Source organism: Chloroflexota bacterium, assembly GCA_023475225.1.
GTDB lineage: Bacteria > Chloroflexota > UBA6077 > FW602-bin22 > JAMCVK01 > JAMCVK01.
This window is the reverse complement of sequence record JAMCVK010000028.1, coordinates 1-23,912: the sequence shown is the minus strand read 5'-3', so window position 1 is coordinate 23,912 and position 23,912 is coordinate 1. Positions and strand designations below refer to the sequence as shown.

20 protein-coding genes are annotated in these 23,912 nt (G+C 51.3%); all 20 read right to left on the bottom strand.

The window, feature by feature from the left end; all coding sequences use genetic code 11:
- Positions 1 to 22 precede the first annotated feature (22 nt).
- Positions 23 to 1,024, bottom strand: coding sequence for a flippase-like domain-containing protein (locus tag M1136_06545; GenBank protein ID MCL5075290.1), 1,002 nt, complete (start codon positions 1,022 to 1,024; stop codon positions 23 to 25).
- The gene (locus M1136_06540) at positions 994 to 1,914 is read right to left on the bottom strand and encodes a class I SAM-dependent methyltransferase (protein MCL5075289.1); all 921 of its coding nucleotides are present in this window, start codon (positions 1,912 to 1,914) and stop codon (positions 994 to 996) included. Before M1136_06540 ends, M1136_06545 begins: the two co-directional genes overlap by 31 nt.
- Positions 1,914 to 3,017, bottom strand: a complete 1,104-nt coding sequence (locus M1136_06535; GenBank protein ID MCL5075288.1) for a hypothetical protein — start codon at positions 3,015 to 3,017, stop codon at positions 1,914 to 1,916. Before M1136_06535 ends, M1136_06540 begins: the two co-directional genes overlap by 1 nt.
- Complete coding sequence (locus tag M1136_06530) at positions 3,014 to 3,421, bottom strand: hypothetical protein (protein ID MCL5075287.1); 408 nt, start codon at positions 3,419 to 3,421, stop codon at positions 3,014 to 3,016. Before M1136_06530 ends, M1136_06535 begins: the two co-directional genes overlap by 4 nt.
- 247 nt (positions 3,422 to 3,668) lie before the next feature.
- A complete protein-coding gene (locus M1136_06525) occupies positions 3,669 to 5,147 on the bottom strand; it encodes a B12-binding domain-containing radical SAM protein (protein MCL5075286.1) in 1,479 nt (492 codons plus the stop codon).
- Positions 5,144 to 5,881, bottom strand: a complete 738-nt coding sequence (locus M1136_06520; protein MCL5075285.1) for a class I SAM-dependent methyltransferase — start codon at positions 5,879 to 5,881, stop codon at positions 5,144 to 5,146. The genes M1136_06525 and M1136_06520 overlap by 4 nt, the downstream gene beginning before the upstream one ends.
- A 24-nt stretch (positions 5,882 to 5,905) precedes the next feature.
- Positions 5,906 to 7,027 (bottom strand): radical SAM protein, encoded by a 1,122-nt coding sequence (locus M1136_06515; protein ID MCL5075284.1) that lies wholly within the window; start codon positions 7,025 to 7,027, stop codon positions 5,906 to 5,908.
- Positions 7,020 to 7,217 (bottom strand): 4Fe-4S binding protein, encoded by a 198-nt coding sequence (locus M1136_06510; protein ID MCL5075283.1) that lies wholly within the window; start codon positions 7,215 to 7,217, stop codon positions 7,020 to 7,022. The genes M1136_06515 and M1136_06510 overlap by 8 nt, the downstream gene beginning before the upstream one ends.
- Entirely contained in the window at positions 7,214 to 8,002 is a 789-nt protein-coding gene (locus tag M1136_06505) for a methyltransferase domain-containing protein (protein ID MCL5075282.1), read from the bottom strand. The genes M1136_06510 and M1136_06505 overlap by 4 nt, the downstream gene beginning before the upstream one ends.
- Positions 7,986 to 9,878, bottom strand: coding sequence for an asparagine synthase (glutamine-hydrolyzing) (gene asnB / locus M1136_06500; GenBank protein ID MCL5075281.1), 1,893 nt, complete (start codon positions 9,876 to 9,878; stop codon positions 7,986 to 7,988). Before asnB ends, M1136_06505 begins: the two co-directional genes overlap by 17 nt.
- Positions 9,879 to 9,920: 42 nt before the next feature.
- On the bottom strand, positions 9,921 to 11,312 hold the full coding sequence (locus M1136_06495) for a B12-binding domain-containing radical SAM protein (protein ID MCL5075280.1): 1,392 nt from the start codon (positions 11,310 to 11,312) through the stop codon (positions 9,921 to 9,923).
- Positions 11,313 to 11,515: 203 nt separating this feature from the next.
- Entirely contained in the window at positions 11,516 to 12,703 is a 1,188-nt protein-coding gene (locus M1136_06490; protein MCL5075279.1) for a glycosyltransferase family 4 protein, read from the bottom strand.
- A gap of 1 nt (position 12,704) precedes the next feature.
- Positions 12,705 to 15,473 carry a glycosyltransferase family 39 protein gene (locus M1136_06485; protein ID MCL5075278.1) on the bottom strand — a complete coding sequence of 923 codons (2,769 nt, stop codon included), beginning with the start codon at positions 15,471 to 15,473 and terminating at the stop codon, positions 12,705 to 12,707.
- A 31-nt stretch (positions 15,474 to 15,504) separates the two neighbouring features.
- On the bottom strand, positions 15,505 to 16,917 hold the full coding sequence (locus M1136_06480; protein ID MCL5075277.1) for a B12-binding domain-containing radical SAM protein: 1,413 nt from the start codon (positions 16,915 to 16,917) through the stop codon (positions 15,505 to 15,507).
- Positions 16,918 to 16,943: 26 nt separating this feature from the next.
- Positions 16,944 to 17,993: a flippase-like domain-containing protein gene (locus M1136_06475; GenBank protein ID MCL5075276.1), complete on the bottom strand. Its 1,050-nt coding sequence runs from the start codon at positions 17,991 to 17,993 to the stop codon at positions 16,944 to 16,946.
- Positions 17,994 to 18,010: 17 nt separating this feature from the next.
- Complete coding sequence (locus M1136_06470) at positions 18,011 to 19,411, bottom strand: B12-binding domain-containing radical SAM protein (protein MCL5075275.1); 1,401 nt, start codon at positions 19,409 to 19,411, stop codon at positions 18,011 to 18,013.
- A gap of 11 nt (positions 19,412 to 19,422) precedes the next feature.
- On the bottom strand, positions 19,423 to 20,136 hold the full coding sequence (locus M1136_06465; GenBank protein MCL5075274.1) for a class I SAM-dependent methyltransferase: 714 nt from the start codon (positions 20,134 to 20,136) through the stop codon (positions 19,423 to 19,425).
- A gap of 77 nt (positions 20,137 to 20,213) precedes the next feature.
- Positions 20,214 to 21,434: a glycosyltransferase family 4 protein gene (locus tag M1136_06460; GenBank protein MCL5075273.1), complete on the bottom strand. Its 1,221-nt coding sequence runs from the start codon at positions 21,432 to 21,434 to the stop codon at positions 20,214 to 20,216.
- Positions 21,431 to 22,420, bottom strand: a complete 990-nt coding sequence (locus M1136_06455; GenBank protein MCL5075272.1) for a glycosyltransferase family 2 protein — start codon at positions 22,418 to 22,420, stop codon at positions 21,431 to 21,433. The genes M1136_06460 and M1136_06455 overlap by 4 nt, the downstream gene beginning before the upstream one ends.
- Positions 22,421 to 22,443: 23 nt before the next feature.
- Entirely contained in the window at positions 22,444 to 23,415 is a 972-nt protein-coding gene (locus tag M1136_06450) for a methyltransferase domain-containing protein (protein MCL5075271.1), read from the bottom strand.
- Between the last annotated feature and the right edge of the window lie 497 nt (positions 23,416 to 23,912).

The following is a 23,912-nucleotide window of genomic DNA, read 5'->3' as shown; positions in this document are numbered from 1 at the left end:
CTCGTTGCTCAATAGTCTCAAGTCACCTGGATGTGATCCTGGTCTCTGACGCCGGTAGGTCAGCAATCGGTTGCGTTTCGGCCCGCATAACCAGCGAGAAATAGGCCACTATGCCTATCAATGCACTCAGGATGGAAAGCAGGTAGGTTGTTAGGGATAGGGCGAAGGCCTTTTCAGCCATTATACCCAATTGACTGAATATATAGACAAAGGCACCCTCACGTACCCCAATGCCTTGAAAGGTCACGGGAATCATCGAAGCTACCGTAATCAGCGGGATGACGCTTAGGAAAATGAGAAATGAGGTGTTCAGTCCCACGGCTAAGGATAGGGTATAGGTGTAGCTTATGGCCACAAGATGGGTGGCGATGGACAGCCCCAACCCCTTGAGCAAGACCCTGGGCTCCCGATAAAGAGAGAGGCTAGTGTACGATCGCTCAGCGATGTCTTTCATATCCCAAACTGATACTCCGAAGGTCAGGTGAAAGATCCTGGCTGATAACTGCTTATTGAATAAGACTATAAGTCCAGTGCCACAGATCAGGCACAAGACGATTACGCCGATAGTGATGTTGGTATGTCTCACCAGGGGCCAGGATAACACGAGGGAGAGCGAGGCTATCAGGGATAAGGCGACGATGCCCATAAACCTGACCATGAGCACCGAAGCGGTTGATTCCACGTTGTGCTTGCTGGATCGAGATAGGGCAACGATGCGGGTCAAATCCTGTCCCAGTTTACCAGGCAAAAACATACCCAGGAGCAGACTTATGTAGTAATAGGCGAAGAGTCGTCGTAATGAGACTGCTACTCCTAGTGGTTTCACAAATATCTGCCAGCGGTAGGTGTCAATGAGGGTGCTGACAACGAACAAGGCTATTCCCAGTAAGATATAGCGATAATCTGCCGATTGGAATATTCTGCCCAGCTTCGCCATATCCAGACGGGAGAGAATTAAGACGAGCAGTAACCCTCCAGCCAGTAACTGTAATACTAGTAGATTTCGTCTAAGGGATGTAAGCATTTATCCTTAGCTACCTTTTCCGCAACAATCAATATAGAAAAACTACATCTGTAGCGGTAAAACAATATGTGATCCAATCCATCCAGTATCTGTAGCAGTGGATATATTAGACTATTGTAAAGTTTAATAAGGCTATTATAGCCGCTCAACCTGTCGGGGCCGGGCTTTCGTCTCCTCAATAGCAATTCGTTACCTATCTTGAGCAGCCACTGAAAAAGGCATAAATCGTAGATGTATGAGAACAAAGCATGGTTATACTGCACGGTCTTCAGGCGCAAACTATTTCTTATTAACATCTCCTTGAGTCTTCTCTCGGAAAAGTACCCCTCAGGGGAATGCCCTAAACTATTCCACCAACGGACGTGACTCTTAGGGGCAAGCATTCTTCGTAAAGCCAGGAAAAAGGGCTGTTTATCGTTACAGGTGTATAAGACTAAATGTCCGCCATCTCTAAGCACTCTTGAACACTCAGCCAGGCTTTCTTCGGGGTGAGGCAAATGCTCCAGTACAGCAAGGTGCGTGCACAAGTCGAAGACGCCAGTGGCGAAGGGCAGCCTTTCTGCATCGCCTTGTATGATACCCAGGTTGCCTTTTATATCCTTGGTTTGGAGGATAGCTTTAGATACATTTGGCCATACGTAGTCTACACCCACCACTTCAAAGTTCCGTTGTGCGAGCAGGGCCAAATAAAGACCATCAGCGCAACCAATATCCAGCGCCCTTGCTTTTGGGGGTAATCTTAGACTATCTATAAATCTTGTTACCTTGGACATCTTTATGGTTTTAGGGATAGAAGTAGCAGCAAAATCTACCGATGGCCTTTGCTCCCAATGGGCCGCATAGACATCGCTCGCCTGTCTCTCTTTAAGATGATCTTTGCTCAACATCATTATTTATTATCGACCCTATATATCCACACGAAGGGGACACTGCCGAAGCTGACCGCGTGGTCAAGAGCTTGCTCCTTAAGGTCGGGTGGCACAAAGCCGCGCATGAGGGTGACAGCGTCCACGACTATGTAGTCGGGAAGCTTCTCGGCTGGCTGCTTGCTTATGGCACTCCGAGAGTCTAATGATACTATCTTGCCTCTCGCAGAGTAGAAGGTGGCGAAATCGAAAACGGGGTACACAAGCCAGATCTTCTTTTCATCAATCCCCTCCCTTGAGTTTAGATACTCGAAGGCCTCTCTATATCCTGCTCCATAGCCATAATGCATAATCCATGATTGCCCTGCTGTCCCGCCCAGCAGGGGATTAGCATAAACCACATAGTCCGGATGTGTGAAGATGACAGGAACCGAGTGGGCCAGCATCAAACCGACGAGTACAACGCTGAAGAGCAGATTTGGAAGTCGAAGGTGGCGCAGAAGCGCTACCGCGCCGATTCCGCCAAGGATATCAGTGACAGGGTAGACAGGCATTATATATCTGTCGGCCTTGTGGGCCACCATGGTGGCCAAGACGAGAAAGGCAGCGCCGAAAAAGACCAACAGGAATGAGTGCTCCCATGAGCGATGCCAGAATCGACGCGCCACCACATATGATCCTACCAAGGAGAGAACGAGAGTGATGGGTGTCAGATGAATGAGCATCGTGACGGCGTAATAAAGAGGGCCAGGGTCGTTATTCAACTGTCCCAGGAAAGGTATTGGGACACCGTGGTCAACGGTGGTTGACATAATAGCGGCGTCCAATAATTCGCGAAAAGTCCGCAGCGGGTCACTCCACAAGACGGGCCAGAGTAACCAGATCGTCATCATGGAAGTGGCAGCGACCTTCGCCAGTTTGGCCGATGATGTCTTGGCCAGCCTGGCCGTGCCCCTCCAACCATAACCGGCTCTTAGATCTGACACAATGATGTGGAACAGCTCCCAGCCAACGAGTACCCCAGCCACCATAAAGCCTTGAAGCTTGCTGAGAATGGTGAGGCCAAGCAAAAAGCCTGAGACGTAGACAAGATTAGGTCTTTTCGCCGCGACAGCATAGCAGGTCACCGAGACCCCCCCATCATGCCCATCAGGCCATCGAGAAGAGTGCTTCTGGCGAAGGCGATAAGGAACGGATCGAAGGCGATGAAAACCCCCGCTGCCAGACCTACAACAGTATCGTCAGTGACTTCTTTCATGAGCCAATACACACAGGGCACTAGCAAGGCGAGGAGTATCACCTGAGGGGCTAGGGTCTGCGGATATTGGTCAGCGACCAACCTATATGAACGATAAAGAAACATGTTAATCACACCCGGGTGTCCGGTGATGAAGGTTCCTTCAAAGTCTAACCTGCCCAGGGCTGCCCAAAACTGCTGGGCGCGCTCGACCCAAACCGACGCGCCGAAAAGCAAAGTCTTGTCTAGATCCAGCGCTCGTGGTATAAGGGCGGCCACAAAAAGAAAGAGCATGGGCAAGAGATTCCTTCCCATCCAAAGGGCAGCAACAGCGCCCCTGCTATGCTCTTTAGTGTTTCCATGAGGGTGTCGAATATCTCCCCCAAACCCCCTGTGGGGTTCAAGGTAGCCCTGCGGGCTTTCTTTTTGTGCTCTGGGGCACATCCCCAGACCCCTGCCAAAGGGGCTACGCCCCTTGGAACCCCCGTTATTTAACGCTCTTTCCATAGCTCAAGCATTACTCCTTTCCATAGTAAGGATCCTAGGCATGTTTAGACCTTATAGGTATAAGGCGGGATAGATTATACCTCAGATAGGACACGAGAGCGGTCAGGTAATGGACCACATCGGCTGTAGTGCGGATGTTCGACAGTATCCGCGGTACCCTCTGCCAGATAGGGATCTTCTTCATAGCCGCGTACTCTATAACCAGCGCGCTGATCTCGGACCAACTCATCTTATCCATAAATATGGGTGCGCTGCCGAATTCCAGGGGCATGGCGAAAACCTCATCTGTGTACTCCTTTGCCCAGGAGAAGTCCTTGGGCAAGATTCCCTTCAGTCTGGCGATGCGCTCGATCTCAGTGCCAGGGTGAATCTTCATCACCCCCATGTTCACCTCGTGGTCCTTCATAAGATCAGCTACCAGGTTAAGAGTCTGTCTAGCGTCGGTGATGGTCTCAGCGGGATGACTGACAATGAAAGTAAAATTGGCGGCGATGTCCAACTCCTTGCACCAAGCGGCGGCCTTCCGCACCTGTTCCAGTCGGATATGCTTGTCTACAACTTGGTCAATAATACGCTGACAACCAGATTCCACCCCGAAGGAAATATAGCAACAGCCGGCCTCTTTCATCGTGGCCAGCAGCTCTTTATCCACGTTATTTACCCGAGTTTGACAATACCATCGAATGTCTGGGTGATGCGCTACGATCAGCTGGCAGAGCTCTTTCGTTCTCGCTCGGTCAATGGTGAATGTATCATCGTAAAACCACATCCCCTTGATACCAAACCCATCAACGATTTCATCTATTTCTTGGAGAATGTTCTCGGGGGACCTCATGCGAACCGCGTGTCCCCACATGCTACTTGAAAAACAGAAGTTGCACCGATAAGGGCATCCCCGCATAGTGACGAGGCTGGTGGCGATGACCTTATGGCCATCGGGTAGGGCAAAGATATAAGTATGGTCCTTCGGGTCAAAGAGATCGCGGGCGGGGAAGGGTAGGCTATCTAAGTCTTTTATCCAGGGACGATTCGGATTGTGTCGAATCTGTCCATCTTGCCGGTACGATATACCGTGAATTGTTTCCAGCCTCATCCCGTATTGTAGCGTTCTGGCCAGTTCTACGATTGTTTCTTCAGCCTCTCCTCGGACGATGATATCCAGTTCGGGAATATGCAATAGCGTATCTTCAGCCGCAGCGGTGACGTGGGGTCCGCCAGCGATTATGGTCGCTCCTGGTAACGAGCGTTTAGCCGTGCGAATAGTCTCAAAGCCTTCAAAGCGTGTCTCTGTGGTGAAGGTCACCCCTACAACATCTGGGTTTTTCTGCTTCAAAAGCGGTCCTAAAGCGTTACAGGAAAGTCTCTTGACGTAAGCGTCCAGAATCTCGACAGCGAAGCCGGCCTGGCGTAAGCTAGCGGCCACGTAACCTAGCCCAAGATGGGGAAATGTATTCTCCGGCGAATATCTTCGGGCATAATAACCCTTCGGTGGAACCAGCAAAAGTATTTTCATCTCGATCGGTGATTTCCCCTCTTGATACAAGACATTAGCAAGGCATTGCCTTTGCCTAAGCCGTTCCCGAACCTGTAATAAATCCGCAGCAACAGTAATAATATCTCCCGATAGACGACGTTCTTCTTTTGGGAAAGAAAGATCATCGTCTGAAATTGGAAGTCCTTGAAACCGGCGGCTGCGAAGCCGGCCTGTATCTCCGCGGGAGTAAGAGCACGTTCCTCCTTTGTATGACGCTTGCGGCCCAATCCCCATGCCCGCAACTTCTGTACTAGCCGGACGTAGGGATGGAGGGCATTTGGATCGTAGGAGCATACCATCCCCCCATCCTTCAGGACACAGAAGAGCTCCCGTGCTACGGGCTGAAGGTCTGGGAGATGGTGCAATAAACCACCGCAAAAACAGAGGTCAAAAGAATCCGGTGGAAAGGATAGGTAGCGCGCATCCTGCACCAGAAATTTTGCATCCAATCCTTGTAAAAGAGCCCTTCTTACGGCCGTCTTCACAGCCTCCCACGAGATGTCAATGCCAATCACGGTGTGTCCCATCCTAGCCAACCTAAGGCTATTAGTGCCCAGTCCACATCCTACGTCCAATATGCGTAGCTGCCCGTACGAGTCAAGCAATCGGTGACAGATTTCGGCAAAGTCCGATTCCGTGTTTTCACAATAACTATCCAACCTGGCTAAGCGGTCGAAAAAGGCGCGTTCGTTCTCGATGTCTGTCGACGTCATCTCTTCCTTTACCTTTATTGGAATCTAAAGGTTAGGACACTCCTTACAAATTTGGGGAGCATCGGTCAGCATCCTTTCCCTCAATGACCTGATCTTCTCCCCATTCCATATCTCCTCAAAGGGGTCTTGCAGGATGTTGCCAAGGGTATAGGCCTCACCCAAATGGGCCAAAGAGCAGTTGGTAGTGATATTCCCGATCCAGCGCTCTGGTGGAATCTTTTCGTTAAGCAAGTTGACAACCAGCTTGCGCCAGAGATTGCTACAGGTTACTCTTCGAGCGGATTTCTTGGGGAATTTCGGTGGGAAAACGCGCAGCCCCAGCTTCTGTCCCAAAGCGATGGCCTCGTCGATCTCTTGCACGATCTCAATCTCATCTTCTTTGATGATACTTTCAGGCACAACAATCTCGTTCATATCTGGATAGGGGGTCATGTAGTAGAAGAATAAATCATCTATACCAAGGTCAGCACACACCTTCACCAGATTTTTGTAGGTATGGTAGTTTTGGCGGATAGTTATGCAATCTACCTGGATACGGAAGTTCGCCCGAGCTCGTTGGCGGGCAGCGACTAAGCGTCTGATGTTCTCGGTCGTCGTCTGCCAGCTGGCCCGCTGGCGGAGATGTTCATATTGTTGAGGGTCCCCGCTGTCGAGGTTTGTTAGGAAACGGTTAATACCACAGGTGGCGATCTGGTCTATATAGGGGGTGACAACGCTAGAACAGTTGCTCATCATAGAGACGGTGATTTTCTTTTGGCGGGTGTATTCAATCATTTTGAATAGGTCTTTATTGAAAAATATCTCGCCTGCAGCGCATATGTGGACATGGGCAACGTCTCGTTCAGCGAAGATATCCACGATTCTACGGTAATCCTCAAAACTGAGGTGATAGGGGAGATAGGGCCGGGGCAGGTCTTTGGAGTGCCAAAGGCAGAAGCGGCAGCGTTGATTACAGCGACTCTCAATTAAGATGGTGATGTCCACTGGATTCCAGGTAACCCTAGTCAGCGGCCGGTTCAGATTGATTAAGTATTTGAAGGCGTTCCAGATTTGGCGTGGCTGGTGCTCACGGAGAAAACGTATTCCCTCTTGAAGAGCGATGAGATCACTATAAAAAGAAGGAGTCAAATTTGCGGGTCTAAGCATCAGCGGTCTCCTCAAGGGTTATGGCCCAGTTGGGGCACTCATCCAGGCATATTCCACAGCCGTCGCAGGCATTAACATCAACGAAAGCTATATCTCCGCTAGCATCTATGGCCTGATTTGGACAGGCCTCAGCACAAGCGGTGCACCACTTGCCGACACATTCGCTTTGTTTGATTACAGCCACCCTCATTTTCTGAGTTCCCTCTTAGCCTTAAAGATGAAATTAGATGAGCTTTCGAAGCGGCCTGAGCCAGGGAGGAACTTGTCGATCTTGAATCCATTTTGCTTCAGGAAGTGCCTGACATCCTCCGGGCGAAAGTGATGCCTGATGGGTACAAAACACCAATCTAAGAACAGCTCCTCTAGCTTCTCACCTTGGCGTGCCTTCTTCCTGAATACCTCCTTGATTTTGACCAGGGGATAAAATGCTAGCGCCAGCAGCTTGGAGATTGGCTGCCACAGAGGCTGCGGTAACCGTAAACAGAACTGTCTTATACCGTTATGCAGCCATGTTAGGTTTGTCTGTTTGTAAAGGGCCAGAACGATCGTTGCCTCATCCTTAGCTACCCGCACTAATTCAGTCATCGCTCGCCATGGATCAGTGGTGTGATGTACAGAGCGCCAAGCCCAAATTAGATCAAAGCTGTTATCGGGAAATTGGAGAGCCAGCATATCCCCAGGCATAAATCGGACGTTGCTTATCTCCATTGCGTGTGCCAGTTGATTGGCGGTGGTGAGACTACCCTCACTAATATCAATCCCTATTACCTCAGTTGCTCCTTTATGGCCCATAATCAGGCTGAATATACCGGTTCCACACCCGGCGTCGAGAACCCTCTTCCCCCTGAGCTCTGCATCGCTCAAAAACAACTCCAGATGCCTTCGGGAGGCCTCGTATTCAGGGACATAGCGAGACCAGACCAGGTCGTAAAAGCGACTCACTGCTTCGGTTGATCGGTCAACTGAGTGAGACATTATATCCGTCGCTCCACAGGTCAAATACGAGCAGGGCCCAGAGCCGATGCCAGTGGTCGTGCGTTTCCTCCAGGTGCTCATGGACAATCCTGGAGACGTAGTTTGGGGAGAAGAATCCCCTTCTGGCTACTCTCTCTGGGGAAAGGGTGTCCATTAACATCTCTTTTAGATCATGCCTGAGCCAGTTCTTGATCGGTATGCTGAATCCCTGCTTTTCCTTGCGGTTGAGGATCGCCCCAGGTAGCATCCCCTGCATCGCCTTCTTTAAGATATGCTTTCTGTCCAGTCCCTTCACTTTGTAAACGGAGGGGATTTGGGCGGCGAACTCCACGAAGGCGTGATCCAAAAGGGGCACCCTCGCCTCCAGCCCCACGGCCATGCTCATGCGGTCCACCTTGGCCAGGATATCATCGGGGATCCAGGTCTTGATGTCCACAAACATAGCCTGGCGCAAGGGGTCTTCATCCCTTACTTGGTTGAAATAGTCCTGAAAGGCACCGTAAAAATCGATGGACTTCATCTCTGATCTTAATTCTGCCGAGCAGACGTCTAGCAGCTCTTCGGGCGAGAAGAAGGTCATCCAGCGGCAATGTCTCCCCTCTTCCGGCAGGTTTGAGCCCTCCACGAACCTCTTCAGTTTATTGATGATACCCTTCTTGGCCGGGGAGGGTGGTATTCTCTCCAGAGACTGGGTGATCAGATTTCTGACTGGGTTTGGCAGCAGCCTGTAGTAACGATCGAGGCGTTGAGCGAGGTAGTTGTCGTAACCGCCGAAGAGCTCATCGCCTCCGTCGCCAGAGAGCACCACCTTCACCTCCTTCCTGGCCAGCGAAGAAACAAGATAGGTGGGGATGAGAGATGTATCGGCAAAGGGCTCATCGACATATTCTATCAATTTAGGCACCAGGTCAACCATATTTGGTTTGACGAGCTCCTCACGGTGCTCAGTCTGGAAGCGTTCGGCCACGAGGCGGGCGTAGGGCAACTCGTTATAAGATTGATCCTCAAAGCCGATGGAGAAGGTCTTCACTGGCTGATCCATAGCCCTGGCCATAAGAGCCACCACGGAACTGGAGTCTATTCCGCCGCTCAAGAAGGCACCCACGGGCACATCGCTTACCAGGTGCTCCTTAACTACGGACTGAAGCGTACTGCGGAGCAATTCGGCCGTCTCTTCCTCACCCCTGACGAGAGGTTCATTCATAGCCAGCTCCCAATAGGGTTCTACGCTCGCCTGATCGCCCTGGGCCAGGAGGTAATGAGCTGGGGGAAGCTTCTTGACGGCCTGGAAGATAGTATGGGGTGCGGCGATGTAATCGAATAGCAGGTAGTGATGGAGTGCCTCTACGTCTATATCCCTGGGCGCCCACTCCGCCTGTAAGATAGCCTTCAGTTCCGAGCCAAAGACCAGCCCTTGCGGCCCCAGGGCATAAAAGAGGGGCTTAATGCCCAGGCGGTCCCGGGCCAAGAATAGGGTCCTTGTTAGGCCGTCCCAAAGGGCAAAGGCGAACATCCCCCGCAGATGAGATAGACAGTCGACGCCCTTTTCCTCATAAAGGTGGATGATGACCTCTGTGTCGCTCTGCGTGTGGAAGAGATGTCCTTTTCCCTTTAGCTCTGTCCGCAACTCTTGGTAGTTATAGATTTCCCCATTGCAGACGATGGCCAGGGTCTTGTCCTCGTTAAATATGGGCTGGTGCCCAGTTTCCAGGTCGATGATGCTTAGGCGACGATGGCCAAGACCCACCTGTTGATCCAGAAATACTCCAGCATCGTCTGGGCCGCGGTGGGCGAGCGTATCGGTCATGCGGCGCAGCAGGGCCTCACTGGGTTGATCCCTTGTCTGTCTTATATAGAGGCCACAAATACCACACACTGTGGATTCCTCTACCCTTGGGTTACAATGAGAATGGACATTTTAGGAAACCATTAGCCTCTTTACTTTAGTCCAAAGTGGTTCCCATAGCATCATCAATCCCGCTAGATATCCGCTGGCGTTCAGACTCCTGACCTGACATAGGTGGCGCAGGATGAGGCGGGGGCGGAGGTAGAAGCGGCGAAGGGCCTCCGCCTGGAGGGTGGTCAGCTCCTCTTCCGTCATGCCCGCCGGAACGTAGACTGGCTCGCTTTTAGCGTACAACGGATAGCTGGTAAATTGGCTCCAGTCGTGCAGCTTTATGCGCCCTTCACCTTTGGCTTGCTCAAAGAGTTCAGAACCTGGATAGGGCACAGTGATGTTGAACTTGGCAAAATCCAGGTTGAGCCCCAAGGCGAAATCTATGGTCTGGCGGCTCAGCTCGGTGGTCTCTCCAGGCAACCCCAGCATGAAAAGTCCGACTGTCGATAGTCCTACCTGCCTGGCGTATTTGACGGCTTGTCTGACTTCCTCCAATGTAAACCCCTTCTTGATCCCATCCAGCAACTGCTGGGAGCCGGCTTCGATGCCAAAGGCTATCCTGGCACAGCCGGCTTCCCTCATCGCTTCTAACAGTTCTAAGTCTACAGCGTTAACCCTGGTCTCGCAGGTCCAAATGGACCTCCTTTGCAGCCCTCTTTGAATGATTTCAGCGCAGACAGCTTTACCAAACTGTTTTCCTAGAGGAAATAGGGCATCGAGGAAGGAAATCTGTCTAACCCGATATTCCTTGACCAAAAACTCCATTTCATCGACGATATTCTTGGGGCTCCTCTTGCGGTATCTTCTACCCATGCCAATGGAACAGAAGGTGCACTGGTTAGGGCACCCCCTCGTAGCCAACATCGTAGCTACAGGTTCCTTAATCACGCCGTGGGGTGCTAGGTGGTACCTAGTCATAGGGAGGAGATGCCTGGCCGGGAAGGGTAGCTCATCTAGGTTCAAGATCCGTTCCCGGGGAGGGTTATGTCTGAGGCTATCCACCTCCCGGTATGATATACCTTTGATAGAGTCAAAGGCGGCTCCTCCAAGGATTGCTTGAGTAAGTTCGAGCAAGGAATACTCTCCTTCACCGTGTACGATGACGTCGGCAAAACCCTCACGCAAGGTCTCAGCCGCGAAGACGCTAGGATGGGTGTTTCCCATTACTACGATCAGCCAAGGAAATTGTTCCTTTATAGCCTGCGTCATTTGATAAACGATCGGTGCGTTTGGTGTCAGACAGGAGAAGCCAACTATCTTGGGCCTATGTTCAGCGATAGTATCCCTAATAGTGGTCAGTCCTACCCCCAGGGCGTAGGCATCGATGACCGCAACGCTTACCTGATGTTTCTCCAGGACGGCGGCCAGGTAAGCGATGCCCATCGGTACCTGGGCAACCTGAACCCTCGCCATCCTCCCATAAGACCTCTCCAAATCCGAGGGAGGGTTCACTAGCAATACATCTATCAATGATGCTCCTTTTTAATGTAGGGCTATTACGTCCCCTTTGGAATACAGCCACTCATCAATACAGAGTGATCTCTGTTATAGAACCAAGATGCCCGAAATGAGCCATCTGGCAATGACCGTCTTACCGCAGAATCGATCTGGACTGGTTAAGGAAATTTGGCATGCCTCTTTGATTCCAGGTAATCGCAAATCTCCTTGACTTTGATAAGGAAGCTTTGGCTATTGTATCTGGACTCGTTGAAAGTTTTCCCCTTCCTACCCAATTCCTCGCGCAGATTTGCATCTTCCAAGAGACGAATGATGCCTTCAGCTAGAGCCTGCTCGGTAGGCTCAACAAGCAAGGCCGCGGAACTATTCAGAGCCTGGGTGTGGGTGGGCAGGTTTGTGGCGATGATTGGCTTGCCCGACTGAAGATAGGAATATATCTTCAGGGGTGTATTGGTACCTGAGCTTCGGGGTGAGACGAGGATGTGGGCTAGTTCCATAAAGGCAGCCATCTCGCTGACCGGGCGGCTACCTGCGAAGATGACCCTCTCTCCTTGTCCCACATGTTCTGCCAGCTGAGCCAGTGCTTCGATCTGAGCGGGTTCGCCACCGACAAGTAGATAGATCACCTCGGGATGTCGTTCGGCTACGAGGGGTAGGCTGCGAATCAATAGATCTAGCCCCTGGTAAGGCTCAAAAGTTCCTGTATATAGAACGATGGCCCTATCCTCTAATCTGAACTCTTCTCTGAGCCGCCACATCTCCTCCTGACCGGCTGGACCATTCAACTCAACGGCTATGTTTTCGATCAACACCGCCCGTTTGCTTCGGTAGAGCAGATTGACCCTATCCTCCAAATCCCTGGAGATCGTGATGACCACATCGGCATCCTTGATAACCCATCCTTGTACGGTTTTGACCAGACTCAGAATGAACCTATTAGTGGTGAAATCGAAGTTAAGGAGTTGTTCGGCCAGGTCAGAATGCATGTCGTATAGGTAGGGCGTATTGAACAACTTCGCGGCGATGGCCCCGAAAAAGATGGCCTCTTCGTGCGCATGAATGTAATCATAGCGTTTTCGGCTCAGGAGAGCTAAGGCCTTGATAAAGAGGGGTATGTCCAATAGCGCCTTCTTGTAAGATGGCCCTGGTTTCACTCGATGGATGAATGGGATAGGATAGGCTCTATGAATCTGGACACCCTCAATCTGAATATTCTGCCCGATATGGTAAGTAACCAGGTCGATCTTGTGGCCAAGAGCAGAGAGAGCCCGTAGCCGTGAATATATACTAAACGGCGTCCCCCGTGGCTGAAAGAAGGGCTCCGGGGCAATCATCAGGATATTCACGTCACTCCTCTACTTCGTTGAAAACGATGTTATCGAACCAGGCCGTGTTCACCCCATAGACGGCCAAGCGAATCAGGACGGTGGCGGCCTCAGCAGGCGCCTCGACCTCGAAAGTGAAGTTGTGCCATTCAGTTGAGGAGGGGATGGGGCCATCCTTAGGGGCATAGGTGAGGGCCCTTTCCAGGTGATAGCCGCTACTGGTGTAAAACTCCATCACAATCCTGGCCCCGCTCCCCTTGACGCGGCACTGGAAATGGTATGCTTGCTCAGGCTTTACAGGCAGGCGCTGGACGTAGGAGGCACCGCCATCGCCATTAGTTTTAGCTATTTTAGCTACATTCCCCCTCATTTCCTCTTGCTCTATGGATTGCAACTGAGTAGAACCCCTCCAGCTATCAGCGAGCCAATCTTTAGGTTCCCCCTGGGCATTGAGGCCCTCAAAATCACCATTTTTCACTAGATTGACCATGGGCAATTGAACGGTAGGCCATTGGCGTTGGGTATCGTGCACATAAACGCGTACGCCATCATAAAGGGCGACCAGCTGCATCGTCTCCCTCACGTAGCGCCTGAAATCGAGGCTGTAATTGTTCAGATATCTATCCTGCGGGACAATAAACCATACTCGCCCCTGATGCTGTAGGACTTCTTTTAGCTGATCAGTGGTCTTGAGTAAGGGGGCACCTTTCCATCTATCTACCAGCTTCCCATCCCGTTGCTCTACATAGTTCTCATATCCCTTCTCCAGGGCGAAGAAATTGAAAGAACCCAGGTATAAGTGACCGAGCATGGAGGATGATAGCACTATATCAGCTGGAGAACGATTATCTTTTACAAACTGAGCAGCCTCAGCGAAACCCTTATTCGGTGCCCTTTCGTAGATGCGCACCCCATTGATGGTGGCGACCAGTTTATAATTTAGCTCTTTTATATCATCCAGATAGGGGAAAGCTGGTCGGAGGTCGTCTTCAATCAGGTATCTGACCGGATGGGAGGCAAAATAGCTGATAATTTCTGCTAGGGGATGAATCTTGAGACGCTCAACTCCCGGATTCTGGCCATTATAACTGATGGCGTGGGCCAGGTCCAGCATTTGACGTCTGCCCGATTGGGTGGCATATTGGAGAGCCCCTACTGCTATCTCATCGTTCGGACCAGAGTGCTCTCGGATATATGTGGCCACTTTGTTTGTAGTCTCGGCTGTTACCCCGCTGCCCAGCAACTCGACGAAGGTGAGCGTTCCTTCCTTGACGAAAAATGGTCGCACCGGAAGGGTCAGGGTGCAGATCAACACCAGCGAGGTCGTTATAACAATAAAGGCAGTTTTCGCTCCGGATTCTATCGCCATTTCTTGAAAATGGGTTATGAATAGGGCGGCGAGGAGGGAAAGGGGAGCAATAAACTCTCCTGAAAATTGAGCGGAGAAGCCCCTGTGAAAACCGAGTATTATATATGAGCCGAGATAACTGAGTAACCAGATCCAGATAACTATAGCCCCCCATCTTGGTCTGGCCATTGGGGTGAAGGCTAAGCCCGCTACTGTCAGGGCCAGCAGGTAAATGCTCATCACCGCAGTTAGCCATATACTCGCCAGTGAGGTAGCCAGACCTAATCTCTCCATAGGGAGGAACACGCCGACCAAATCGTGGGACTGTATAATGCCTGCTGGGAAACCCAGTTGCCAGGTAAAGAATAGCCAAATGATGGTAGCAGGTATCATTCCGCCCAGAGTGAACCAGAGCATCTGGGTGATCAATAGACGAGGTCTGGGTCTGAGTGATGAAAATATAAAAAGTAAAACTAGGAGAAAGATGTAGACGCCAGCGCTTCCTCGGATGAAGTAAGCTATAGAGAAGAGGATGCCAGCTATGAACAGATTTGGTTTGGATTCTCCTCCCTCGCTCTTGATAAAGAAATAGGTGCCGAGGGCCACTGGAAATGAGGCTCCCAGACTCACGCTAGTCACAATATTCGTCAGCAGGGAGATAGGCGAGACAGCAAACAGTGAGGCGGCGATTAAGCCCGCCTTTCGACTATGGAGTGCTGCCCCTATCAAGTAAATCGCAAGCAACGTTCCTGTGGAGAGGAAGGCGTTGAGGACCTTAATGACGTAAAGGTTAGCCCCAAACAGCTTTACGAAGATGGCGTAGAAGTAGATCAGCGGTATACCCCTGGCCAGGAAATCCTTCAGGGGAACCTTGCCCTCCACGATCAGCTTGGCATCATAGACAAGATTGGCTTCGTCGTTCTCAACGTAGGTGAAAGCGAGGATTAGTCGAATGATGAGATAGAGGATCAACAGCAGCATTACCGGCCTCCAGCTCTGGCCGAAGGCTATTACCGCTCGACGCCAGGCTGTGGCCATGGCCCGCCGGAGTGCGGGTAGCCAGTGCCAGAGGAGGGGTTTATCTTTGGCTAATCCTAGGATGGTCAGAAAGATGACAGCTAGTATACCCAGCAGCCATGGGGTAGCGAAGGGGAAGAGGCTGGCTGTCTGCTCAGCAGCCAGGACAGCAGTGATGGCCAGGAAGATTATTAAACCATTTGCCCTCTTGGGTGTCGCAATTGCTCCCTCTTTTCTTAGGGCAAATAGGAGTAATAACTGTCCTAATCCAAGGAATGACAGGGCAGCTGGCAGGTAGAAGGAGCTGCTGCTGGATGATATTCTTACATCCAGCATCTTCAAGGCTACGATAGAGATCAATCCAAGCAGCAGATAGAGAATAGCTATTTCCATGAAATGCTTCTTAGAGATGGCCTTCGATAGCAACCTTGTTTCTCCTAGCTTCGACATTGTAACCTTATGACCGGAGCAATCTCAGCCCTAGGAAGTAATCCTTGAGACGTACAGTTCTTACCTTGAACAGTTGGCGAAGGATCAGATGAGGACGCAGATAGAAGCGTCTAATGGCTCCGCGCTGTAGGCTCATCAATTCCTCCTTGGTCATACCCTCCGGCACATACACGGGATCACTTCCAGCGTAGGTAGGGTAACTGGTGAAGTTAGACCAGTCATGCAGCTTTATGCGGCCCTCACGTCGTGTTTGTTCAAATAGCTCTGATCCAGGATAGGGAACGGTGATATTGAACTTGGCGAAGTCGGTATCGAGCTCCAGAGCGAAATTTATCGTCTGTTTGGCCAGCTCCTTGGTCTCGCCTGGAAGCCCCAGCATAAAGAGTCCTGAGGTGGATATACCAACCTCTTTGGTCAGTTTCACCGCCTTCCTGGCCTGATCGATAGTGAAACCCTTCTTGATGTTGTCTAATAGCACTTGGGAACCAGCTTCGATCCCATAGGAAATTCTCGTACAACCGGCCTCACGCATGGCCTCAAGCATCTCTTTATCGACAGCGTTTACCCGCGTTTCGCTATCCCAGGATACCTTCTTGGGTAGCCCACGCTTGATGACCTCCTGGCAGAAATCTAGGGCAAACTTTTTGCCCAGAGGGAAGATGGCGTCCAAGAAGGAGATGTGCTTCACTTGATAGGTCTCGATTAAGTGCTCCATCTCGTCTACGATATTGTTGACGCTCCGCTTGCGATAGATCTTACCCTGGTTAGTTAGGGAGCAGAAGGTGCACTGGTTAGGGCATCCCCTGGTAGCCAGCATATTGGCCATTGGATGTTTGGTGGCGCCATGTGGAGGTTGGCGATATTTCCCCATGGGAAGATGGTGTCTGGCTGGGAAAGGCAAGGCGTCTAAGTCAGTGATCCAAGGCCGCGGTGGATTGTGTACTACCTGTCCATCGACGCGGTAAGATATACCCCGGACGCTGGTCAGATCGCCCTGCTTGGCCAGGATGCGAACCAGCTCCAACATGGTATACTCGCCCTCGGCATGAACAATCACATCAGCGTAACCGGCTTCTAGCGTCTCCTCGGCAAATACACTAGGATGTATATTCCCCATAACGATGATTATGTTCTTGTAGCTCTCCTTGAGAGCTTTAGCTAAAGGGTAAACGATAGGCGCATTTGGAGTGACACAGGAGAAGCCCACGATCCAGGGCTTATGCTGAGCAACCATCTTGCTGATATCCTGTCCATCAAGGCCCAGAACGTAGGCATCATTGAGCCCCACCTTTATTTGTTCCTTTTCCAGTAAGGCGGTGATGTAAGCAACACCGAGGGGCTCAACTGCACCCTGCACTTCGGCTAGTTTGCCATATGACTTGCGCAAATCGGACGGTGGGTTGATTAACAGAACGTCCATCGTTGACTCCTTATACCTGGCCCTGACTATCGTCTGGCCAGGTAAATTATGCCCCCCAAGAGATCCAGAGCCGTTCGTAACAGATGGTAAAGGATTGACATCGATAGTGCTTCAGAAGCGCCTACCCCAACCTTACTGAAGAAAAAGACGTAAGCGCTATCCTGCACACCAATACCGTTGATCGAGATGGGTAAGAGTGCTGTCAGGAAGATGGGGGGCATAAGCAGCAGAAAATAACCAAAAGGGAGCGCTATCCCGAGAGCCACGGCTCCAAAATAGCATGTCAATACGCTGAGAACTTGGGCGATAAGGGTAAGGGCAAAGACATTTAGCCATGACCTGCTCTGCCTTTTATATGAATGGACAGCCTCTATCAGGTCCAGGACCTGTCTTTCGAGATTAAACAGCCCAAACCGATGGACGAGATTGGCAATGAAGAGGTAGATGCTTTTCGTGAAGAATAGGGCCACTAAAATAAGGAAGACAACGAAGACAAGGCTGATGGCAAGCAAAAAGTTCGCTCCCACTAAGGAATAGTTAATGAGTGAGGCCAAGATAGCCAGCATGAAGAGGACAGCTATCCCTGACAAGCGATCCAGGACTACCGAGATCGTTCCCCCCACTTGCTTCGTGTGTTTGAAAAGGGCGTAGGCCCTGAATACGTCGCCACCGTATCGTCCCGGGATCACCACATTAAAGAAGGCTCCAATCCAGTAAAGGATAGCCAGTATCCTTAGTGGGATCCGCACAGCCTGGAGGGAGAGTAAGGCGCCCCACTTGAGGGCCATCAGTGGGTAGATGAGGAGTAAGGAAAAAAGAGAGAGGAAGACATAGAGGTAGTTCGTGTCCCGAAACATGCTCAAAATACGTACTCCGTCAACGCCAGCGTAGGAGATAATGAAGTAGATAAAGAGCAAGCTTCCTATGATTCGCACTAGAGTCGACCCATGCCTGGTCAGGATAGGCTTGATGGCTTGCATTCCTAGATACAGCGCATGGCTGAGCTGATTTAAGAACATAGCCAGGTTGGATCTTGTCGGCTGTGACTTGCCTTCGATGGAATGCAGTTGGTCCAAGTAGAATACAATCCTCCTCATCCAGAGATTCTTGTTGCTCCCTTAATCCTGGGAGCGATCAAGCGATTGTATCCGACGTGTAAGAAGCGGCTGGTCTCCTTCAGGGGAGCGGTGGCCACCTGCTTTAACCCCACTCTGGCCAAGATGCGATAAATCTTCCTTTTATCCGTTAATCCCTCAATCTGTTTTCTGACCTTGAGCAAGTCCTCGGTGGAGACGTTGGATACGTTCACGTTGTATTGGGTAAAGTCGCTATATTTAGACCACTCAAAGATGTTTTGAGGCGGGTTGAAACCCCTCTCTAGAGCAAACTGGAATAATGCCGTGCCTGGGTAGGGCTTAAAGTTCTGGGCAAAATACTCCGTGGCCTTGATCTCTCGGGCTAGTTGGAGGCTCATTTCCAGATCTTCCTTGTTCTCATCAGGCAGCCCAAGCATAAAGGTGACGCCTGTGATGATGTCGTGTTTGTTCAAGATGGTGAAAACGTGTCTGTATTTTTCCGGCGTGTTATGCTTGTTAAGAATCTTCAGCATGCGCGGCGAGCCGGTTTCTACCCCCAGCGCCACACGGAAGCAACCAGCAGCACGCATGGCCTGAATTGTCTCCTCATCAACCATCTCGGGGCGGATGAAGCAGCTCCAGGAGACGTTCAGCCGCTCCTGGCGCAGGCGCTCACAGAACTCCACCATCTTCGCCTTATGTCCACCAAAGGGTAGGTCATCCCAGAATTTGAAGGTACGGACCTTGAATCTGTCATGCATATACTTGATGTCCTGAACCACACGCGCTGGGCTTTTAGTGATGTATCTCTTATGCATCTGGGAATAGCAAAAGGTGCAGCGGAAGGGACAGCCACGACTCTCAATGATATAAACGTAATAATGCTGTAGGAGGTCCACCAGATGCCAGGCGGGCATGGGGAGGATGTCCATCTCCATCAGTAACGGTCGCTCGCCTGTTTGGGTGATACCTCCGTTCTTACGATAGTAAAGGCCCTGGACCTCACCCAAATCAGCCCCGGTTTCGATCTTCCTGGCCAGATCTTGCACCGTCACGTACCCTTCCCCCACAACTACCACATCTATCGGCAACTCCTGAAGCATCTCCTGAGGGAAGATGGTGGCGTGAGGGCCACCTACAACGATCAGGCTTTGGGGAAAGATCTGACGGTAGAGTTCAGCTAAATGGGCTACCCTCTCCAGGGTGGGTGTTGTCATCGTGGTGAGGCCAATCATCTTTGGCTCTCGTTTCTCTCTCTCATATCGTTTGGCCAGGGAGTCGTAGCTGAAGCTCTGGCCATCGAGGTCGACCACCTGAACGGAGTGCCCCTCTGTTTCTAAGATGGCGGCCAGGGAGATGACCCCGAAGGGTACTGGGCCAACCTTTTGGTTACCTGCATAGACGAAATCGATGTTCATGACTATCCTTTCTAGCCGATTTGCAAGCGCAGTAGCTGATATAGCGGAGCTAGCCCGACTAGTTTTATATTGACCTCCCGTTCAACCTTAAGCAGTCTGGCCGCGTCAGTGGCGATGGAGTGGCCAGCGGTGACGTGACCGCTGATCAGGTGTCGCCCTACGCTGGCTGCGGCTGCCCTATATTGATCGGGGCGAAATAGTATCCCCTCAATTTTACGAATCATTCCCAAGGCGAGGTTCTCTACTGGATAACCTACGATCGCTACCCCATCACGTTTAAGTACCCTCCTAAACTCGCCAAGGACTTCGGCTGGTTCTGGGATATGTTCCAGAACACTCAAACAAATGATCAGATCGAATGAATTGGCATCGAAAGGAAGATTGGTTAGATCGGCTTGGCAGGGGTAAATATTGGTTAAGTGGCGTCTCTTGACCATCTGCATCGTCGTCGTCAGAATTTGAGAGTAGTCTACGGCCACCACGCACTGGGCCAGGTGTGAGAGCGTCGGTAAGAGGAACCCTATCCCTGTACCGGCATCTAATATGCATTTGTAGGACCTTGGTGGTATGAGCTTAATAGTCTCCTTCATTCTCTGGATAAAGACCCTTCTGATTAAGAAGTTAGTTTCGTAGTAAGCGGAAGCACAGCTCTCCAGTCCGTACGCTGTGGAGAAAATATACGGCGGGTAATCGGTCTTGGCCGGAATGTCCAGTGCTAGATTCAAGGCTGTGCTCCTATGTTGAGATACCCTCTTTCTGAACTGAGTAAGGTCTCAAAGTTGAATCGGTGTCCTTCTCCTGTTTATGCCTTCTTGTTCCAGCGGAATGCTGCTTTTGTGTGTTGACCGCATCTGTCATAAGCCAGCTCGTAGCATGACTCCAGCCGGCGGGCAACGTTATCCCATGAAAAATGGTCCAATACCCTTTGGCGCAGCTTCATCCTTAGCTCCTCGGCGGGAAAGCCATCGCTCAGGGCAGTCAAGGTCGCCTCAGCTAAGGAGGCTGGATCACCAAGCTGGGCATAGATACCCAGGTCACCCAGGATCTCCCGATTGACCTGGGTGTCGAAGGCCACCGTAGGTAGCCCGCAGGCCATGTAGTTATATAATTTCCCATTGGCCTCGGTCTCGCCCAGTTTCGGGGAGATAGCCACGTCGCCGAGACAAATGTAGCGGGGCGCTTCCTTATAGTCTATCCGTCCCGTAAACGTGACATAACTGCCCACGCCCGACCGTTCAGCCATTCTCTGATACTTGTCCTCATTAGGAAAGCCCATGATCAGAAAATGAACCTTTGGAGATCGCGCTATCACATGGGGGATGGACTGAATCAAACAGTCAACGCCCTGATATTCGTTCAAAAGGCCGAGATAGACGACGATCTTCTTTCCCTCAGGCAGATTCAGGCTTGCCCTCAGGTCTGTGCTGTCTAGACCGGGCCGGAATTCGTCCGTATCTACCCCATCCAGGGTCAGAAAGACCTTCTCTGCAGGGAGTCTGAACTTGTTCTTCAACTCCTCGATCATCTCTGTAGACTGGGTGACTACTACCTCTGGGAGATGGTCGATCATCCCTTCCGCCCATCCCAGTAGCTTGTACAACAATCCTCGCTCAGGGTGAAAATTATGCGCCCTTAACTCTCCGGTCAGGCTGCCTTGCAGGTCAAAGAGCAGGGGCACTTTGGTTATGCGGCTTACGAGGTAGCCGATGACTGCTCCTTCGTGCAAATGGCCGTGGATGATATCTGGCTTTATCTGCCAGGCTGTACGCAGGGATTTAACGAGCAGTAGCAGGTCCAGATAGAGCTTGTGGTAGGATGGTCCGGCTTCAATCTTATTATACCAGGGGATCTTAATGATACGCCTAATATCCAAGCCGGGCAGATCGCGCCCGTTGTGGTAGGTGCAAATGGTCACTTCGTGACCAAGTTTGCGCAGGGAGCGCATTTGCTCATAGATTTGCACGTGGCAGCCGCGGTCGGCAAAGAAGGGTGTGGGGGCGATCATCAGAATGCGGTAGCTCAATCCACGATCTCCCTTATGACATAAGTGGGCTTGCCTTGCGATTCGTGATAGGTTCTGACTACGAGCTCGCCGAGGAGTCCCATGGTCACAATCTGGACACCGACCATGGCCAGTAGAGCGCTGAGAAGCAAAAGGGGTCGGTCGCCGATGGGAACGTTCATAAATAGCCTGAGAATTGCCAGGTATATCCCCAGTCCCAAGCCGGCGATTAAACACAAGCCGCCCACCAGACCGAATATCTGTATCGGTTTCGTGGAGTAGCTCAACAGGAAGCGCACGGTTAAGAGATCAAGGATAACCTTGATCGTACGTGAAAGCCCGTAGTTCGATTTGCCGAAACGCCTTGGCGAATGATGAACATCCACTTCGGCTACCCGAACACCCATCCAGCTGGCCAGGGCGGGGATGAAGCGGTGCATCTCGCCATAGAGCCGGATATTCTTGATCACCTCACGTCTATAGGCTTTTAGAGAGCAACCATAATCGTGTAGCCAGACCCCAGTGACCTGGGAGATGACCAGGTTGGCTATTTTGGAGGGCAACACGCGGCTTAGATAGACATCCTGCCGCTGGGAACGCCAGCCACTGACCACATCATAGCCATCATGCATCTTCTGGAGCAGCTGGGGGATATCCCGTGGATCGTTCTGAAGGTCAGCGTCCATGGTTATGATGATTTCGCCGTTGGCGTAGTCAAAACCAGCTGAAAAGGCTGCCGTTTGACCGAAATTGCGCCGAAAACGAATGACCTTGACCCTGTTATCCTCATCATGCAACTCTTGGAGAACCTTGAAGCTTTCATCCGTGCTGCCGTCATCGATGGCGATAAGCTCGTAGGTTTTACCAATCCCCTCCATAACCTCTCGCAACTGATGATAAAGAGGCACAACGGTTTTTGCCTCGTTGAAGACGGGCATCACGATAGAGATGTCTAAAGGTGCCTTCGACAAGGAGCGATTGATCGTTAGAGCGTTGGGCCAAGTCATTCTCTGTTCCTGTTTGGACAACTTTATATCTTCTCCAGGAGTATCGTCGCCTTTGTGCCCAGGGTGCTTCCTAGAGCAAGATTGAGGGTCCGCACCAGCCAGACGAAGGGCTCTGTCAGCCCGAGTCGGCTGATCCATTTCCAGAGCGGTAGCTCCTTATGCCTGACGGTACTCACTAACACTTTTTCATAACGCTGTACCTTAACATTTCCGAGGTCCTGAAACAATGTTGGGGAGAACTCATAAATGACGGCCCCATCTTTTTCTATGGCTGATCTCAATTTTAAGGACTTGACCAGTTTGCGACCGATCCCCCGGCTGGGTTCAAACAGGGCTATGTATCGTCTAGCTACCCGGATTAGCTCTGATATGGCTAGCCTTGGGTCCTCAAGGTGATGCAAACTGTGATGGGCAACGACCAGGTCAAAGCTGTCGTCCTTTAAGGGGATGTTCTCCACATCGGCGCAGAAGGCATCGAGCCTGATCTCCGCCAGCGTGCTCTCCGCCCGCTGCTTAGCCGCCCTGGCCGAATAGGCTGATATATCGAAACAGGCCAGGTCCTTACAGACCTCGGCCAGGAGGGAGAGCTCGAAGCCCAGGCCACAACAGGCGGACAGCACGCTCATCGGTCGTAATTCTTGTAAGAATGGCAGCAATTCAAATAACTGCCACCATCTTAGACGGGCATAAGCATTCTGCTGTGACATCTGGATGAGCTCGTCGTGATCCTGAGCACGGGCGTCGTGCCATTGGAGCTCTCTCGTCTTCTCGGTACCGCCTTCTGTTTTGGCGGAATAATCTGGGTTGTAGAAGTAAGCCAGGTCTGGCTTGAGTAAAATAGGGATGCCATCCCGAATGGGGAATCGCTGCCCGCAAGCGGCACAGGAGAGTTCACCAGAGTGGAGCTCCAGGTTGGATAGACTAGCGGTAGACGTGGTTAATTGACCATAATGGCAAACAGGGCATTGCAGCTTGTCCACTTGAGCCAATAACATCTGCTTAGCCTCCTCCCAGCCCTGGCCTCATGCCCAGATATTTAGGGCACAGGCTACCCCAGGAGCAGTGGGATAGTCATAGGATAACCTCTCGTACGATCAGGTCAAGCCATCAGCTTGACCCGCAGTTCGGTCAGTTCTCTAGCCTCTCCAATCTGGTGGGAAAGGGCTAGGTTTGTAGAGTACGCTTCCCACCTATTCTGTTCTTAGAGATTAAGGCAAGCCTTCGCCAATCGAAGAGCCGCTGGCGAAGGCGTTATGGCAAATATGGCGCTATATGCAACAGTGTTTGGAAGGATTGTCTAGCATTATTTTAGTACTGACCTGTCCCTATGTCAAGGCGTGGCCAAGCGCCCACTCAGATGAGGCATGTTCGGGAGGTGATTGCGTTCAGATGCCTCCGTGACAGTTAGAGGATGTTGATAAGTAGTAGTGGGGAGGGGGTATGGGGGAGGGGTATCCACATGTGGATAACTTCTTGCCCCAGGACTGGTCAA